Genomic DNA, 15,334 nt, shown 5'->3' with positions numbered 1-15,334 from the left:
ATCGGGTGATTGCTACGGATTCTAATCAACGCAAATATCGTTTCGTATCTAGTTTTCAGGTGATCAAAACTGAATTGTAAGTGTACAAGCTATGCTTGCAAGGAGGATGGTCACGGCATTTGGCAATGCCGTATCCTGAATATACGTTTGGTGGCGATGGCGGAAGGGTTCCACGCGTTCCCATACCGAACACGACCGTTAAGCCTTCCAGCGCCGATGGTACTTGGACCGAAGGGTCCCGGGAGAGTAGGACGTCGCCAAGCGGTACATATTCCCTGATAGCTCAGTTGGTAGAGCACTCGACTGTTAATCGAGTTGTCACAGGTTCGAGTCCTGTTCGGGGAGCCATACGGAGAGGTGTCCGAGTTGGCCGAAGGAGCACGATTGGAAATCGTGTAGGCGCCAAAAGCGTCTCGAGGGTTCGAATCCCTCTCTCTCCGCCAGCAAGGACTTTATATACGGCCCGTTGGTCAAGGGGTTAAGACACCTCCCTTTCACGGAGGTAACAGGGGTTCGAATCCCCTACGGGTCACCACTTTCTTTAATGTATCATTCATCTAAGAATGTAACAATCCAGTTGGAGGCTTAGCTCAGCTGGGAGAGCATCTGCCTTACAAGCAGAGGGTCGGGGGTTCGATCCCCTCAGCCTCCACCATGATTTATCCCCAAAAAGTGAAGCATATGCTTCACAGGAAATTCCGATTACTTTTCGGGGACCCCATATTAGCAATCCTTTTAATGACGCGGGGTGGAGCAGTTCGGTAGCTCGTCGGGCTCATAACCCGAAGGTCGTAGGTTCAAATCCTGCCCCCGCAACCAATTTATATCGCAATTGCGATATTGCCTCTTGGAACTGTGGTGTAGAGGCCTAACATGCCTGCCTGTCACGCAGGAGATCGCGGGTTCGAATCCCGTCAGTTCCGCCATTCTTATTAGCTTCAGGGATGAGAATCCATATTGGGTTCGTCGGAGCTTAGCTTCGTTAGCATAGACTTCGCAGTCTCGAACGAAGAGAGAGTATCCCGTCAGTTCCGCTATTCTTTAACTCTTAGTAATAAGAGCCATTAGCTCAGTTGGTAGAGCACCTGACTTTTAATCAGGGTGTCGAAGGTTCGAGTCCTTCATGGCTCACCATCTTTACCAAGAGAGCTGGAAACGGAATACATAACATATATGCGGACGTGGCTCAGCGGTAGAGCATCGCCTTGCCAAGGCGAGGGTCGCGGGTTCGATTCCCGTCGTCCGCTCCATTATGCGCCCTTAGCTCAGCTGGATAGAGCGTTTGACTACGAATCAAAAGGTCGGGAGTTCGAATCTCTCAGGGCGTGCCATTTTTACAAACAGATGCTTAACTTATGAAATTTCTTTGTGCCGGTGTGGCGGAATTGGCAGACGCGCGCGACTCAAAATCGTGAGGGAAACCGTGGGGGTTCGAGTCCCTTCACCGGCATTAATTAACGGGATGTAGCTCAGCTTGGTAGAGCACCTGGTTTGGGACCAGGGGGTCGCATGTTCAAATCGTGTCATCCCGATTCGAACCGAAAGATCGCTTTCAGTATATCTGAAGGCGATCTTTTTTTGTTTAATGATGCCAACGGGCAGAGCGGAACTGAATATTTTGACAGCATCCCGGTCACAATATGAAAAACATTGAATAGAAGGGGATAACCTTGAGTGTTTTTCATTTCTTCAAGAAACTGTTCAGAAAACGGTGGAGACGTTGGAGACGCGCGATCTGGTCCTGTTCGATCGTAGTGCTCGTAGGTGTCATGGTATGGTCCGGCCAGACTATAACCGATCAGATGAAGAGGCTGCTCACCGCTACTTTCGATGAAACGCCGCTGGCTGTGGAAACGATGCAATACTTGCAAATCGAGGATGATAAGCAGGAGGAACGCAGGCAGGATCAGAGGGAATTCATGCAGAAGCTGAATACCTCGAAGGGAAAGAAGCATGTTCATGTCCGCATCACGTATGTCTGCGGCATTGAAGAGCAGGATATGGGAAAGCTAACGGCGGACGGCATTTATGAACTGATGAATAAAAATCCTTTATGGCAGGGACGATTGGATAATAAAGGCAATGTCTGGCTCGAGCAAACCGTATCCGACCTTTCACCCGCCTGCAAGCGGCAAGCTTATATGAGCATCGATGCCAACGGGAACTTAACGTTGTTTGACGGCCCGCCGGAAGAAGAGAAGGTCATGCGCACCTTCTTCCAACTGGATGTCGGCTCGATGGAATCCTCTCTGCCTAAAGACGTGATTCAGCAGCTTGAAGAGGGTATTCGAATTCAAGATATGGAAGAGTACAACAGTGTACTGTCAACCTTTAGCGACTATGCACGGGATATGGCCGAAAATGTCATGAGCCCTAGCCCTTGAAACGTCTATGCTTGTCGCTTCATCGCCAAAGCCGCAGCTGCCCGGAATTTTTCCGGGCAGTTTTTTGTGTTTAGCGGTTCCATTGGCGGTGCCGTCAGGGAAGTTATAGAACTGTGGCAGATGGGATCAAAGTTTTTCCTCAACTGAGGCCGAACTTTTGTTATAATGGGAGAACGATACATATGTTCGCTTCATCAGAGGAGAGATTGGTTTGCGCATTTTAGGAATCGACCCGGGAATTGCGATTGTGGGTTTCGGGTTTGTCGATAAGGTTGGAAGCAAAGTCACGCCGGTTCAGTATGGCTGCATCCAGACGGAAGCCCATACACCGGATGAAGAGAGGCTGCATCACGTGTATGAAGGCATGCTGCAGCTTATCGATAAATATGAGCCGGAGGCCGTTGCATTCGAGAAATTGTTTTTTAACCGCAACGTCACCACCGCGATGTCCGTATCCCAGGCGAGAGGAGTTCTCATACTGGCGGCGGTCCAGCGCGGACTCCCGATTGCAGAATATACGCCTATGCAGGTTAAGCAGGCCATCGTCGGCTATGGCAAGGCAGAGAAGAAGCAGGTACAGGAAATGGTCAGGATGTTCCTGAAGCTGCAGAGCATCCCCAAGCCCGACGATGTGGCGGATGCTCTGGCCGTGGCAATCTGCCACGCCCATTCCTATACACTTAATTCCAAATTAAATGAGGTATTGCGAAAATGATCGATTTTTTACGGGGACAGGTTGTCCACTTAGAGAGTGAATATATTGTGCTGGATGTTCAAGGCGTAGGATACCGGGTGTTTTGTCCGAATCCGTATGCTTTTGCCAAAACGGAAGGAACCGTGACGGTTTTCACCCATCATCACGTCCGTGAGGATGCCATTCTGCTGTTTGGGTTTCCGACGCGGGAGGAGCAGAAGCTGTTCCGTAAGCTGATCGAGGTCTCGGGAATCGGCCCGCGCGTGGCGCTCGGCATACTCGGCGGAGGATCTCCGGATCATGTGGTTTCCGCGATCTATCAAGAGAATATATCCTTCTTGATCAAACTTCCGGGAATCGGCAAGAAAACAGCGCAGCGCATGATTTTGGATCTTAAGGATAAGCTTGAGGGCTTCGGGAATGCGAGCATGATGACCGGTCTTTTTGCCATCCAGGAGCCGGAATCGGATGATGGCGGCTCGGCATGGTCCGAGGCTCGCGAGGGCTTGAAGGCGCTTGGTTATACGGATAGCGAGCTGGATAAAGTCTGGCTGAAGATCAAGGATTCCGGCGCAAGCGGCGAATCCGTCGATGTGCTCATGAAACGGGCACTGCAGCAGCTATTCGCTGGATAGATAGAGCATCGCTGCAAGAGAGGAGTTATATAGATGGACGATCGAATTATTTCCGCCAATCTGATGATGGACGAGCAGGCTGTCGAGCTTAGTTTGCGTCCGCGTTATTTGGCTGAATATATAGGACAGAATCAAGTAAAGGAAAATTTGAAGGTGTACATCGAGGCTGCAAAAATGCGCAACGAGGCGCTTGACCATGTGCTGCTGTACGGTCCTCCGGGACTTGGCAAAACGACGCTGGCCAATATTATCGCCAATGAGCTTGGCGTTAATCTGCGGACGACGTCCGGCCCGGCCATCGAACGGCCTGGCGATCTGGCGGCGCTTTTGACCAATCTGCAGGAAGGGGACGTCCTGTTTATTGACGAGATCCACCGGCTGCACCGGACGGTAGAGGAAGTGATGTATCCGGCCATGGAGGATTTTGCGCTGGATATTATGATCGGGAAAGGGCCAAGCGCACGCTCCGTTCGCCTGGATCTCCCGCCGTTCACCCTTATTGGCGCCACAACCCGGGCTGGCTTGCTCTCAGCGCCGCTGAGGGACCGTTTTGGTGTGGTAAGCCGTCTGGAATTCTATACGGTAGATGAGCTGAGCTACATTGTGTCACGCAATGCCGATCTTTTGGGGATCGAGATATTGGGGGAGGCCGCAGAAGAGATTGCCCTAAGATCGCGAGGGACACCGCGCATTGCGAACCGCCTCTTGAAACGGGTCCGCGATTATGCACAGGTTCGGGGCGACGGCATGATCACGCCAAGCATCGCGCAGGAAGCGCTGAAGATGCTCCAAATCGATCCGATGGGCTTGGATTTTATCGATCACAAAATGCTGAACGCCATGATCAAGAGCTTCCGCGGAGGACCTGTGGGACTGGATACCATTGCCGCAACCATCGGGGAAGAAAGCCAAACCATCGAAGATGTTTATGAACCGTATCTGCTGCAGATCGGTTATTTGCAGCGTACGCCGCGGGGACGCGTCGTAACGCCTACAGCTTATCAGCATTTAGGCATTCCCTTTCCTGAGGATCGCCGCTAGCTGATGGAATCATGACGTTTATGCCATATACCATATCCAATTAGTTACAGGAGGAAAGACATACATGGATAGGAACTGGACGAAATCATTATTCGGTTGGACCACCAAAGGACTCTTGTCGCTGGCTGTTGCCGGAAGCATATGGAGCGCGCCCGCCGTGCAAGCAGCCGCCCCTTCGTTAGATACGATTCGGGTTGCGATGTTCCTGGATCTGGGAAGCCAGTATAAATCGACGACGAATGCCGTGACCCTGAAATCCGCCGAGGCTTTGACGGCATCGCTGCTTGCTTCCGGTACTCATCAGACTCTGATGAGTATCCCTGCGAACCAGCAGGTCCGTGTGAGCGTGGATACATACCGCGTTAAGGTGCTTGAGACAACGGATTGGAAAGCCGCTTCGGAAGCAGCCAAAAAGCTGCAGGCGACAAGTGACAAGCCGATGCTGTTTGCGGATGGCAAGATGTACAAGCTGTACGCCGGCATGTACGGTACAGAAAAAGCGGCCGCGGATGCGGCTGCTCGGACAGCGAAGACAGCGGCTGCATATCTGAATGGGCAAACGCCCGCCGTTAAAGGCGCGCTGCATCTGTCCGCCGGATCGTACGGATCGGAGACTGAGGCGGAGACCGTGCGTAAGGCGTACGCCGATGCCGGTCTGGATGCATTCAATGTCATGGTGCCGACCGGGGAAGCTTCGGCTTATGAGGTGTGGGTAGGCGAAGCGGCGAACACGGCCGATCTCGCTGCCGTCAAGAAAGAAGCTGCCAAAGTATCCGGCGGCCTGGTTGAACAGAACGCCAACACGCCGGGTCTTATCATAAAAAGTGACGTAAGCCTGAATCTGGCGGCTCCCCAAGAGGTGACGCATTACATGCTGTCAGGTAATCAATCCGTTCTGCGGGTTGACGGGAAATCAGGAGCGGGAACGAATGTGAAGGAGCGATCCGATCGCTCCTATCGAGGCGCTTTGGAGATCGGGCAAAAGAACGGTCAATTATACCTCGTCAACGAATTGCCGTTCCAGCAGTACCTATATTCCGTCGTGGGGGCGGAGGTGCCGTCTTCTTGGGGAACCGAGGCTCTGAAGGCACAGGCCGTGGCAGCGCGCAGCTATGCGCTCTTCCAAGGAAATAAGTTCGAAGTAGCGCATGTCGTGGACACCACGCTGAGCCAGGCCTATTATGGGACGGCTTATGAGTATCCAAGCATTATTCAGGCAGTGGATGCAACCGACGGCGAAGTCGTCATGAAAGACGGCAAAATCGTGGAAACCGTGTTTTCCTCCAACAGCGGTGGGATGACGGCGGACTCCACCGAGGTCTGGGGCAACCGTAACGATCTGTTTGCCGCAGTGGAAAGCCCTGGTGACTCCTCATCCCAGGCCGCGCTTAAAGCTTGGTATCATGTGCTTCTTCCGAGTGGCGTTACGGGTTACGTGCGTGAGGATAATGTAAAGGAAACGGGCAATGCAACATCGGCAGGTCTTCCTTATATGACTGTTACCGCCAAGGATACCAACGTGCGCCCGCTGCCGCTGATCCAATCGAACGTTGAGCAGCCCGTAAGCAAGATGAATCCGGGAGAAACGGCCGTCGTCTTGGACAAAGTCGCGGAATCCAACAGCTTCGAATGGGTTCGAGGCCCTTATACTTCGGATCAATTGCTGGCCACTTTAAAAGGAAAAACCGCCAATAGCCTGCCGGCCTCCATTACTTCGCTGGATGTAACCGAACGAGGCCCATCGGGGCGGGCTCTTACGGTAAAAGCCAACGGCCAAGTGCTGGACGTAAAATATCCGGATATGTTCCGGTCGGCTTTTAACGGTCTGCCAAGCACGTTGTTTGATATTGAATCGACCGGAAGTTATACTGTATTGAGCGCGAATGGTGCGGTATCAACGGTTTCGAGCGGTCAAACGGTATCCGTCATTTCCGGAAGCGGAAACGGTAACGTCAAAGGCTCCGGCACCGTCGTGATGAATGGAACGGGGACAGCACGCGTAATCGAAAGCTCTCCGGGCTTTAAATTTACCGGTAAAGGCTTCGGCCACGGACTGGGCATGTCGCAATGGGGTGCCAAAGGAATGGCTGACGAAGGGTATGATTATAAGCAGATACTCCAACACTATTACCGCGACACGACTATAACGAAGGACTGACCGACATGAATGTGGATTTGTATGATTTTGAATTACCTGAACACTTAATTGCGCAGACGCCGCTGCTGGACCGAAGTTCTTCCAGGCTTCTCACGCTGAACAAAGAGAGCGGACAGATAAGCCACCAGACGTTTGCGGATATCATAGACAGCCTGAATCCGGGCGATACGCTCGTATTAAACGATACAAAGGTAATCCCGGCCCGATTGTTCGGCGAAAAGGAGGATACCGGGGCGAAAGCCGAGGTCCTTCTGCTGAAGAATATGGGAGAAGATCGCTGGGAAGCACTCGTAAAACCCGGCAAGAAGCTGAAAAAGGGAAACGTGATTTCCTTTGGCGACGGGAAACTAAAGGCGGTCATTGAGGAGGAAGGAGAAATGGGTGCTCGCACCTTGTCCTTCTCGTATAAGGGGATTTTCCAAGAAATCCTGGATGAACTGGGCCAAATGCCGCTCCCGCCTTATATTAAGGAAAAGCTGGATGATCGCGATCGTTATCAGACCGTATACGCGAAGCATGAAGGATCCGCAGCCGCGCCGACAGCCGGCCTTCATTTCACGGAGGCTCTACTGGAACAAATCCGGGCCAAGGGAGTGGACATCGCCTTCATCACTTTACATGTGGGACTGGGAACATTCCGCCCGATGTCCGTGGACCAGGTCGAGGACCATGTCATGCATGAAGAGTACTATTCCCTATCCCAGGAAACGGCAGACCTGCTGAATGAAACGAAACGGCGCGGCGGCCGGGTTATCGCCGTAGGAACTACCTCCTGCAGAACGCTGGAGACGGTAGGCTCACAGTTAAAGGGCGAGCCTCTGCGCGAGAGTAGCGGCTGGACAAGCATTTTTATTTATCCTGGATACTCTTTTACCGTGGTGGATGCGCTGATTACGAATTTTCATCTGCCGAAATCCACGCTGGTCATGCTGGTCAGCGCACTGGCCGGACGCGAACACATCATGCATGCGTACAAGGAAGCCGTTGACAAAGAATACCGTTTCTTCAGCTTTGGCGACGCGATGTTTATCTATTAATTTCGGAGGTTGGTTATTACAATGGCAGCAGCTGTTACTTATGAACATATTAAAACGTGCAAACAATCGGGCGCCAGGCTCGGCAGAGTGCACACTCCTCACGGCGTAATCGATACGCCGACGTTCATGCCTGTGGGAACGTTGGCAACCGTAAAAACGATGAGCCCGGAAGAGCTTAAAGCGATGGATGCGCATATTATTTTGAGCAACACCTATCACCTCTTCCTGCGACCGGGACATGATATTGTGAAGGAAGCAGGCGGACTGCACAAATTCATGAACTGGGACCGGCCGATATTGACCGATAGCGGCGGTTTCCAGGTATTCAGCTTGGCGGAAATGAGAAAAATATCGGAAGAGGGCGTACATTTCCGTTCGCATTTGAACGGAGATAAACTGTTCATCTCTCCGGAGGTCGCAATGGAGATTCAGAACGCGCTGGGATCTGATATTATGATGGCCTTTGATGAATGCCCGCCTTTTCCTGCGGAGTATGAGTACGTCAAACAATCCACCGAGCGGACTTCCCGCTGGGCTGAACGCTGCCTGAAGAGTCATGCCAGACCGGAGGACCAAGCCCTGTTCGGCATCGTCCAGGGAGGCATGCATGAGGATCTTCGCCGTCAGAGCGCCCGTGATTTGACTTCCATGGATTTCCCGGGTTATGCTATTGGTGGACTTAGTGTGGGAGAATCGAAGCAGCTTATGTATGAAGTGCTGGATTACACGGTGCCCCTGCTGCCGAACAATAAGCCTCGCTATTTGATGGGAGTCGGATCACCGGATGCGTTGATTGAGGGCTCGATTCGTGGTGTGGATATGTTCGATTGCGTGCTTCCGACGCGGATCGCCCGCAACGGGACAACGATGACAAGTCAAGGCCGTCTTGTCGTTCGAAATGCTCAATATGCCAGGGATTACGGACCGCTGGATCCGGAATGCGACTGCTATACCTGCCGTAACTACTCGCGTGCTTATCTGCGTCATCTGATCAAGAGCGACGAAACGTTCGGACTGCGATTGACGACGTATCATAATCTGCATTTCCTGATCAATTTGATGCGTAACGTGCGTCAGAGTATTATGGAAGACCGTCTGCTTGATTTCCGCGATGAGTTTTTTGATAAGTACGGCCTACACGATAATGAAAAAGGGTTCTAAAGCAAGATCATGGCCATCATGATAAGTTTGTGAAAGGGGGGAAAGAAATGTTTGGTTCATTTGAACTCGCAGCAGGACAGACTCAAGGCGGCGGAGGCATTTTAGGATTGATTTTGCCTTTCGTTCTGATGTTCGTCATCTTTTATTTTCTGCTTATCCGTCCACAGCAGAAGAAACAGAAAACAAGAAACGCAATGCTTAGCGCCTTGTCCAAAGGCGATAAAGTGGTAACGATCGGAGGCCTTCACGGGACGATCGTGGAGATTACCGACGACATCGTGGTTTTGAAAGTGAACGACGTAACGAAGTTGACGTTCGACCGCAACTCGGTAAGCCATAGCGTGAATACGGATGCATAATCTCGTTTCACCTACATATGGAAAGTCATCGCCATAAACAAAGGCCGACTCCTTTTAGGAATCGGCCTTTGTTTTTTAGCACTGGGCGTGAAATGCTCCAAAGAGTATTCGTTGTGAGGTTTTATTTTTTTAAGTTAACCCCGAACATTCCCCCGATGGCGCCGGCAGCAAAAACCGTGCCAATCAGCGTCAAATCTCCGAGCGACAAGGAACTATCCAAGGCTAGAAAGCCGATGACGAGCAGCGTAATCCCGTATACCAGCCCGGTCAGGCAGCCATAATACCAGCCTTTGTTACCTGCGCGTTTGCCGCTCACGCAGCCACCAATAAAGGCCGCGACGGCATGTACCAGAAACGTGTAGAACGATAAATCATCCTCGGCCAGTCCGCTGCCCCACAGCAGCAGGGATAGCGTCAATGCGCCAAGAAACATCCAGAAATAAGAATACAATAGTCCTGAAAGAATCGGATTGGTGATCCTGAAAGTGAATACTCGCCGGATCGGTTCCATGAATCATCCCCCTTAACAAATCTTGATAATTCCATTGTATGGCCAAGCCTGTACATATAGTACAACCTGAACATTTTGCATCGGGTTTTGCAGGATTACCATTAATTAATCAATTGTAATCGAATGGGAAGAGCTGCGGCAGGCCAGAATAGCTGTACATGAGAATGTTCGACAAGCTAGGGAGGGATTGTTTATGTCTCATCTGACTATTCTGATTCTGCGGACCGTTCTGATGTATGTGGTCATCTTTGCTACCATGAGAATCATGGGCAAACGGGAAATCGGAAAGCTGTCTATCTTCGATTTGGTCATATCCGTCATGATCGCAGAGATCGCCGTTTTTGTCCTCGAAGATGTCCATAAACCGATTTGGGACGGACTAGCTCCGATCGCCGTGTTGGTTGCCATTCAGGTAGGACTTGCCTACATCGGCCTGAAAAATCGAAGCATACGGCTGTTTGCGGACGGAAAGCCCAGCATACTGGTATCCCGAGGCAAGCTTCACCGCAAAGAGATGTCAAAGCTTCGCTACAATCTGGATGATCTGATGCAGCAATTAAGAGGGAAGGACATCGACAGTTTGGCAGACGTGGAATTTGCGATTCTCGAAACTTCCGGCCAGCTCACCGTGATTCCAAAAGATGCGGACAACGGTTCGAACCGCTCGAATAGTTCATCAAGTTCTTCCAACGCCTCAAGCTCCACTCATTCTTCAGGTACTTTATCCAAGGCCAAATCCGAAACAGGAAACCCTACCGTTGTTGATATTCCATACGATAAAATTACGTACGAAGGACTGCCCATTCCGCTTATATTGGATGGAAAGGTGCAGGACGAAAACCTTGAACTAATTGAAAAAACAAGGTTCTGGCTGAAAAACGAGATTCAAAACCACGGAGCCAAGGATTTTAAAGATATCTTCCTATGCTCCATCGACCATAAAGGACGAATTTACATCGACCGCAAAGACAGGGACTAGCGGCGGCTAAACTTGTTGAACCAGGTACCGACGACAGGGACGCGTTCCAGATCCCGGGGCGTTACCAGCTTGGTCATAAAAATCATGATGAAATAGACCAGAATGCCAACCACGATAGAGGTCCAAAACTGCAGCCAGGGGGTCGTCGAGAACGGAAGATGTCTATATCCGTAAAGAACGCAGGCACCCATAATGATCATGACGGCAGCGATTTTGACATAATCGAGCAGGCGGAACCGAAAGCCGATCAGCCTGGAGAGACTAAAACCGTGAAGCAATGTAACCGCGATGCTGTTAACGATGATGGCAATGACGGCCCCTATGATGCCGAAGGCGGGGTTGGAAGCCAAATACACGATAAGGCTCATCTTGATGATCGCACCGAATAAGGTATTCAACAAAGCCCGTCCCGGGCGGTCCAATGCCTGCAAGGCAGCTTGAAGCGGGGACTGCACATACAGAAACAAGGCAAAGGGCGCCATGATTTTGAGCATATCGCTAATCTCGGCGTTGTCGTAGAGCAGCAGGCACAGCGGCTCGGCCAGGACAAACATAATGATGGCAAACGGAGCTCCCGAGACGAGAGCCAGCCGAAGGGATTGATTCATTCGCTTATGGATGGTAGGCCGGTCGTTGCGGGCTGCTGCCTCCGATAGGGAAGGCACCAGGGAGATGGCCAGGGAAACGGTCAATGCACCGGGCAATAGCAGGAGCGGGATGATCATGCCTTGCAGAGCGCCGTATTGGGCGGTGGCCACGGATGTCGCGATACCTGCCATGGCGAGGCTGCGATTGGTCAGTATCGTTTCCAGCAGGTAGGAGAAGGACCCCACCATCTTTCCGCCCGTTACAGGCAATGCAATGCCGAGTAACCGCTTCAGGATGCCTTTATTCGAAGGAGAGTCTTCCGGCGCTTTTTTTTCAGATACGACTTTTTGCGGCTTAGGCAAAAGTTTGTTCGTTCTTCGACCCTCGCCGGAATATTGCAGCAGCAGCGCGATCATGCCAATCAGCTCGCCCACGGCTGTTCCAAGCATGGCCCCGGCTGCCCCGTAAGCGATGCCTTTGGGCATCAGGAGATGCGCAAACCACAACATGCATATAATTCGGACTATCGTCTCGATAACGGAGGAGCTTGCAGAGGGGATCATATTTTGTTTGCCCTGGAAATATCCCCGGTAGACCGACGAAACGGCAATGATGATCATCATGGGCGTCATGCTGATGAAGGTTTGATATACACGCTCGTCCGGCAAAAGGACACCGGTTACCCAAGGAGCAAGCAGCAGACTGAGTCCCGTGAAGAGGGCTCCCGCCGTAATCGTCAGCATCAGGCTGACATGCAGAATTTGCTTGGAAGCATCCTGCTTCCCGGCACCTTCCGCTTCGGCGACCATTTTGGCAATGGCTAGCGGAATACCACCCGTGATGATAGTCACGAGCACGATAAAGAAGGGGTAGCCCAATTGGTAAATTCCGACACCCTCGGGTCCGATGATCCGGGGAAGGGCGATCCGGGGGATAAAACCGAGTAGGCGGTTTAATATGCCGGCTGCAAGTAAAATCAGCGTTCCTTTAATAAACGATTGCTTGTTCACTGTCCATCCCACTCCCTGGTTCAGGCTGAATACGTTGACACGACATGGCTATTCTTATGGATATGCCCTACCTGTCCCATCTGATGACTTTACTTTTTTTTCTGGACATGGTAGGAATAGAAGGAAAGCTATATGTCATGTCGAATGTAACTTAGGGACAACAGGGATTCAGTGAGGAGGCCATATGCATGGAACTCGAGCAAATGAGCGAGGAAGAATTGATGAGCACCATTGAGATGGTATGCTTGAGCAAGGTTGAGGAAATGCATTTGATTGGGTACGAGTATGTGACGAGCGACGATATTTGGAACTGTGTCAGCAGCAAGTACCAAAAGGAAGGCGTTCCACCCCTCCACCAATTGGTCAACGACATTCTGTCCTTGAAAGCAACAGCCTTGATGAACTATATGACAATATCAGCATATAAGGGATCTTCTTTCGATTAATCGAAGAGGTCCCTTTTGCCTTGCGGATATAAGGGTTCATCCATAAGCCCGACAAATTTTGATAAATTGACTGGGTTTTATGACATCGCTATAATAGGAATATTGAGTAAAAAGGGGGAACAAGGGACGGCATGAAGAGAATTATCAGTTTCGTCGGAACCGTGCTCGTGATCACTATTTTAATGGCCGTTACAACTCCAGGCTTGCTGAAAGACGTCCGTCTAGGTTTGGATCTAAAGGGTGGATTCGAAATCCTTTATGAAGCAGAACCGTTGATGGAAGGGCAGCAGGTTACCAAAGAAGCGCTGCAGGAAACCGCAAAGAGCTTACAAAAGCGTGCGGATGCGATGGGAACATCGGAGCCTGAGGTTACGCCGGAAGGGGCGAATCGGATTCGCTTGAAGGTGGCGGGCGTAACGGATGAGGCCGAAGTTCGAAAAACAATGAAAGAACCTGCGAACCTCACATTCCGAAGCAATGACGGCTGTAAAGAAGGCGAGGAGTTCTGTAAAATAGAGCTCCGCGGCGACGATTTCGTCGAGAACGGCGCATCGGTAGCCTATGACCAGCTTAATCAGCCTATGATAGATATTAAAGTGAAGGACAAAGGGAAGTTTGCTGAAATTACAGAACGTCTTCTCGGTCAAGAGCTGGCTATCTTCATGGACGACCAATTGCTGTCAGCTCCGACGGTACGAGCCGTATTAACGGACGGTACCGCGCAAATTACAGGGAACTACTCGCTGGATGAAGCCAAGCAGATCCGGGATACGATTAATCTCGGCGCCCTGCCGCTGAAACTGGTCGAGAAATATTCGCAGAGCGTAGGGGCTACGCTTGGCATGCAATCTCTTACAAAAACTTTAGAAGCCGGTCTGATCGCTTCCGTCGCGATTTTGCTGTTCATGATTATCCGATATCGCGTACCGGGCTTGCTGGCAAGTTTCGCACTTATTTTGCACACATGGCTGCTGATTCTTATTTTCGTATGGGCCGACTTTACGTTGACGCTTCCAGGCATTGCGGCATTTATATTAGGTATTGGTATGGCGGTGGATGCCAACATTATCACCTATGAACGCATTCGGGAAGAGATCAAGACAGGCAAAAGCGTGCCATCTGCAGTGAAATCAGGCGGTAAATCCTCCCTGCGCGCCATTATGGACTCTAACTTGACGACGATTCTCGTTGCCGCTGTCATGTTCGGATTCGGTACCGGTGCGGTAAAAGGTTTTGCCCTTGTATTGATTTTGGAGATCATCGTTAGTATTGCCACGAACGTTTATTTCTCCCGTTTCCTGCTCAATCTGCTTGTGAATATAGGTTGGGCCCGCAAACCGAGCCATTATGGCGTAAAGGAGCGTGACATTCGTGAGCTTTAAGAACTTCGATTTCGTAGGCAAAAGCAGAATTTTCTACGTACTATCCATTGTAATTACGATTTTGGGCTTGGTTTTTCTCCTGACTCGCGGACTTAACTACGGAGTTGATTTCCAATCCGGCTCGAACGTGGATATTTCACTCTCCAAACCGTTGACCACGGAGCAAATCAATACCGTATTAGAGGATGCCGGAATCGGGGAGGATGCGAGCGTTACACCGGGTAATGACCGCGTCAACATCCGATTCAGCGAGGTGCTGACCGAGGATCAGGATCAGAAGCTTCGTTCCGGCATCGAGAAGCTGGACGAGAAGTCAACCTTCGAAATTAATACGGTTGACCCCGAGATGGCCAAAGAGCTGGGCCGAAACGCCATTTATGCCGTACTGATTTCCTGTATCGGGATTATCATCTATGTCAGCATCCGCTTTGAATGGCGGTTTGCGATTGCAGCGATCGTAGCGCTCCTGCATGATGCTTTCGTTGTCATCAGTATCTTCTCCATCCTTGGATTAGAGGTAGACTTGACATTCATCATCGCCGTCCTGACCATCATTGGTTATTCGATCAACGATACCATCGTTATCTTTGACCGGATCCGGGAGAACCTGCGGTTTGCGAAGATTAAGAGGGTCTCGGATCTCAAGGATTTGGTTAACAAAAGTTTGTCGCAGACGATCGGGCGCTCGATTTATACGGCCTTGTCCGTATTCATCGCTGCATTCTTCATGCTCCTCTTGGGCGGCGAGTCGATCCAGATGTTCTCGCTGGCTATTTGTATCGGTTTGGCATTCGGCGCGTACTCTTCGATCTTTATCGCAAGTCCGTTGTGGCTCCTTCTTAAAGGCCGCAATGTGAACAATAAGCCGAATTCGCCGAAGCCAAGCAAAGATAAAATCGAAATTTAATTAAACCGCTGCAGGGCGGCGTTTGCAGTCCAGATATCAGAA

General features: G+C 50.9%; 14 protein-coding genes, 11 tRNA genes and 1 rRNA gene. 24 read left to right on the top strand and 2 right to left on the bottom strand.

The window, feature by feature from the left end:
• Window positions 1-146: 146 nt before the first annotated feature.
• The 20 genes from rrf to yajC all read left to right on the top strand — a co-directional run bounded on the left by rrf (window position 147) and on the right by yajC (window position 9,469).
• Window positions 147-263, top strand: a 5S ribosomal RNA gene (gene rrf / locus HMPREF9412_RS16660).
• A 9-nt stretch (window positions 264-272) separates the two neighbouring features.
• Window positions 273-348 (top strand) — tRNA-Asn (locus HMPREF9412_RS16655).
• 3 nt (window positions 349-351) lie between these two features.
• Window positions 352-443, top strand: a tRNA-Ser gene (locus tag HMPREF9412_RS16650).
• 17 nt (window positions 444-460) lie between these two features.
• Window positions 461-535, top strand: a tRNA-Glu gene (locus tag HMPREF9412_RS16645).
• Window positions 536-579: 44 nt separating this feature from the next.
• Window positions 580-655: transfer RNA gene (locus HMPREF9412_RS16640), tRNA-Val, on the top strand.
• Window positions 656-742: 87 nt separating this feature from the next.
• Window positions 743-819, top strand: a tRNA-Met gene (locus tag HMPREF9412_RS16635).
• A gap of 30 nt (window positions 820-849) precedes the next feature.
• A tRNA-Asp gene (locus tag HMPREF9412_RS16630) sits at window positions 850-926 on the top strand.
• Window positions 927-1,058: 132 nt separating this feature from the next.
• A tRNA-Lys gene (locus tag HMPREF9412_RS16625) sits at window positions 1,059-1,134 on the top strand.
• Between the two features lie 41 nt (window positions 1,135-1,175).
• Window positions 1,176-1,250 (top strand) — tRNA-Gly (locus HMPREF9412_RS16620).
• A gap of 4 nt (window positions 1,251-1,254) precedes the next feature.
• Window positions 1,255-1,331: transfer RNA gene (locus tag HMPREF9412_RS16615), tRNA-Arg, on the top strand.
• A 39-nt stretch (window positions 1,332-1,370) separates the two neighbouring features.
• Window positions 1,371-1,450, top strand: a tRNA-Leu gene (locus tag HMPREF9412_RS16610).
• Between the two features lie 8 nt (window positions 1,451-1,458).
• Window positions 1,459-1,532: transfer RNA gene (locus tag HMPREF9412_RS16605), tRNA-Pro, on the top strand.
• A 138-nt stretch (window positions 1,533-1,670) separates the two neighbouring features.
• Window positions 1,671-2,384: a BofC C-terminal domain-containing protein gene (locus HMPREF9412_RS16600; RefSeq protein ID WP_036672502.1), complete on the top strand. Its 714-nt coding sequence runs from the start codon at window positions 1,671-1,673 to the stop codon at window positions 2,382-2,384.
• A 211-nt stretch (window positions 2,385-2,595) separates the two neighbouring features.
• On the top strand, window positions 2,596-3,099 hold the full coding sequence (gene ruvC, locus HMPREF9412_RS16595) for a crossover junction endodeoxyribonuclease RuvC (RefSeq protein ID WP_009592782.1): 504 nt from the start codon (window positions 2,596-2,598) through the stop codon (window positions 3,097-3,099).
• Window positions 3,096-3,713 (top strand): Holliday junction branch migration protein RuvA, encoded by a 618-nt coding sequence (gene ruvA, locus HMPREF9412_RS16590; protein WP_009592777.1) that lies wholly within the window; start codon window positions 3,096-3,098, stop codon window positions 3,711-3,713. Before ruvC ends, ruvA begins: the two co-directional genes overlap by 4 nt.
• A 33-nt stretch (window positions 3,714-3,746) precedes the next feature.
• The gene (gene ruvB / locus HMPREF9412_RS16585; protein ID WP_009592741.1) at window positions 3,747-4,754 is read left to right on the top strand and encodes a Holliday junction branch migration DNA helicase RuvB; all 1,008 of its coding nucleotides are present in this window, start codon (window positions 3,747-3,749) and stop codon (window positions 4,752-4,754) included.
• A 64-nt stretch (window positions 4,755-4,818) separates the two neighbouring features.
• Window positions 4,819-6,912: a SpoIID/LytB domain-containing protein gene (locus tag HMPREF9412_RS16580; RefSeq protein WP_009592803.1), complete on the top strand. Its 2,094-nt coding sequence runs from the start codon at window positions 4,819-4,821 to the stop codon at window positions 6,910-6,912.
• A 5-nt stretch (window positions 6,913-6,917) separates the two neighbouring features.
• Complete coding sequence (gene queA, locus HMPREF9412_RS16575; protein ID WP_009592748.1) at window positions 6,918-7,949, top strand: tRNA preQ1(34) S-adenosylmethionine ribosyltransferase-isomerase QueA; 1,032 nt, start codon at window positions 6,918-6,920, stop codon at window positions 7,947-7,949.
• A 21-nt stretch (window positions 7,950-7,970) separates the two neighbouring features.
• The gene (gene tgt / locus HMPREF9412_RS16570; RefSeq protein ID WP_009592784.1) at window positions 7,971-9,110 is read left to right on the top strand and encodes a tRNA guanosine(34) transglycosylase Tgt; all 1,140 of its coding nucleotides are present in this window, start codon (window positions 7,971-7,973) and stop codon (window positions 9,108-9,110) included.
• Between the two features lie 47 nt (window positions 9,111-9,157).
• Complete coding sequence (gene yajC, locus HMPREF9412_RS16565) at window positions 9,158-9,469, top strand: preprotein translocase subunit YajC (RefSeq protein ID WP_009592738.1); 312 nt, start codon at window positions 9,158-9,160, stop codon at window positions 9,467-9,469.
• A 121-nt stretch (window positions 9,470-9,590) separates the two neighbouring features.
• Here yajC and HMPREF9412_RS16560 read toward each other — a convergent pair whose 3' ends face one another.
• Window positions 9,591-9,980 carry a TIGR04086 family membrane protein gene (locus HMPREF9412_RS16560; RefSeq protein ID WP_009592742.1) on the bottom strand — a complete coding sequence of 130 codons (390 nt, stop codon included), beginning with the start codon at window positions 9,978-9,980 and terminating at the stop codon, window positions 9,591-9,593.
• 193 nt (window positions 9,981-10,173) lie between these two features.
• Here HMPREF9412_RS16560 and HMPREF9412_RS16555 point away from each other — a divergent pair, with 193 nt between their 5' ends.
• Window positions 10,174-10,959, top strand: coding sequence for a DUF421 domain-containing protein (locus HMPREF9412_RS16555; RefSeq protein ID WP_009592807.1), 786 nt, complete (start codon window positions 10,174-10,176; stop codon window positions 10,957-10,959).
• On the opposite strand, the gene spoVB is transcribed toward HMPREF9412_RS16555, so the two are convergent.
• Window positions 10,956-12,557: a stage V sporulation protein B gene (gene spoVB / locus HMPREF9412_RS16550; RefSeq protein ID WP_009592771.1), complete on the bottom strand. Its 1,602-nt coding sequence runs from the start codon at window positions 12,555-12,557 to the stop codon at window positions 10,956-10,958. The two genes, HMPREF9412_RS16555 and spoVB, sit on opposite strands and share 4 nt — an antisense overlap.
• 188 nt (window positions 12,558-12,745) lie before the next feature.
• Between spoVB and HMPREF9412_RS16545 the strand changes: the two genes are divergently transcribed.
• The 3 genes from HMPREF9412_RS16545 to secF all read left to right on the top strand — a co-directional run bounded on the left by HMPREF9412_RS16545 (window position 12,746) and on the right by secF (window position 15,292).
• Window positions 12,746-13,003 carry a post-transcriptional regulator gene (locus tag HMPREF9412_RS16545; RefSeq protein ID WP_009592794.1) on the top strand — a complete coding sequence of 86 codons (258 nt, stop codon included), beginning with the start codon at window positions 12,746-12,748 and terminating at the stop codon, window positions 13,001-13,003.
• Between the two features lie 131 nt (window positions 13,004-13,134).
• A complete protein-coding gene (secD, locus tag HMPREF9412_RS16540; protein WP_009592810.1) occupies window positions 13,135-14,385 on the top strand; it encodes a protein translocase subunit SecD in 1,251 nt (416 codons plus the stop codon).
• Entirely contained in the window at window positions 14,375-15,292 is a 918-nt protein-coding gene (secF, locus tag HMPREF9412_RS16535; RefSeq protein ID WP_009592744.1) for a protein translocase subunit SecF, read from the top strand. The genes secD and secF overlap by 11 nt, the downstream gene beginning before the upstream one ends.
• The last annotated feature ends 42 nt before the right edge of the window (window positions 15,293-15,334 follow it).

Origin of the sequence: Paenibacillus sp. HGF5 (assembly GCF_000204455.1) — a bacterium.
In the GTDB taxonomy this organism is placed as follows: Bacteria; Bacillota; Bacilli; order Paenibacillales; family Paenibacillaceae; genus Paenibacillus_AQ; species Paenibacillus_AQ lautus_A.
This window is presented reverse-complemented; position numbering and strand designations above follow the sequence as displayed.

Excerpts from the sequence above, each read along its gene's own strand:
- secD (WP_009592810.1), top strand. The coding sequence starts at position 13,135 with ATGAAGAGAATTATCAGTTTCGTCGGAACCGTGCTCGTGATCACTATT.
- HMPREF9412_RS16555 (WP_009592807.1), top strand. The coding sequence starts at position 10,174 with ATGTCTCATCTGACTATTCTGATTCTGCGGACCGTTCTGATGTATGTG.
- HMPREF9412_RS16560 (WP_009592742.1), bottom strand. The coding sequence starts at position 9,980 with ATGGAACCGATCCGGCGAGTATTCACTTTCAGGATCACCAATCCGATT.
- queA (WP_009592748.1), top strand. The coding sequence starts at position 6,918 with ATGAATGTGGATTTGTATGATTTTGAATTACCTGAACACTTAATTGCG.
- HMPREF9412_RS16545 (WP_009592794.1), top strand. The coding sequence starts at position 12,746 with ATGGAACTCGAGCAAATGAGCGAGGAAGAATTGATGAGCACCATTGAG.
- HMPREF9412_RS16580 (WP_009592803.1), top strand. The coding sequence starts at position 4,819 with ATGGATAGGAACTGGACGAAATCATTATTCGGTTGGACCACCAAAGGA.
- yajC (WP_009592738.1), top strand. The coding sequence starts at position 9,158 with ATGTTTGGTTCATTTGAACTCGCAGCAGGACAGACTCAAGGCGGCGGA.
- ruvA (WP_009592777.1), top strand. The coding sequence starts at position 3,096 with ATGATCGATTTTTTACGGGGACAGGTTGTCCACTTAGAGAGTGAATAT.
- tgt (WP_009592784.1), top strand. The coding sequence starts at position 7,971 with ATGGCAGCAGCTGTTACTTATGAACATATTAAAACGTGCAAACAATCG.
- ruvB (WP_009592741.1), top strand. The coding sequence starts at position 3,747 with ATGGACGATCGAATTATTTCCGCCAATCTGATGATGGACGAGCAGGCT.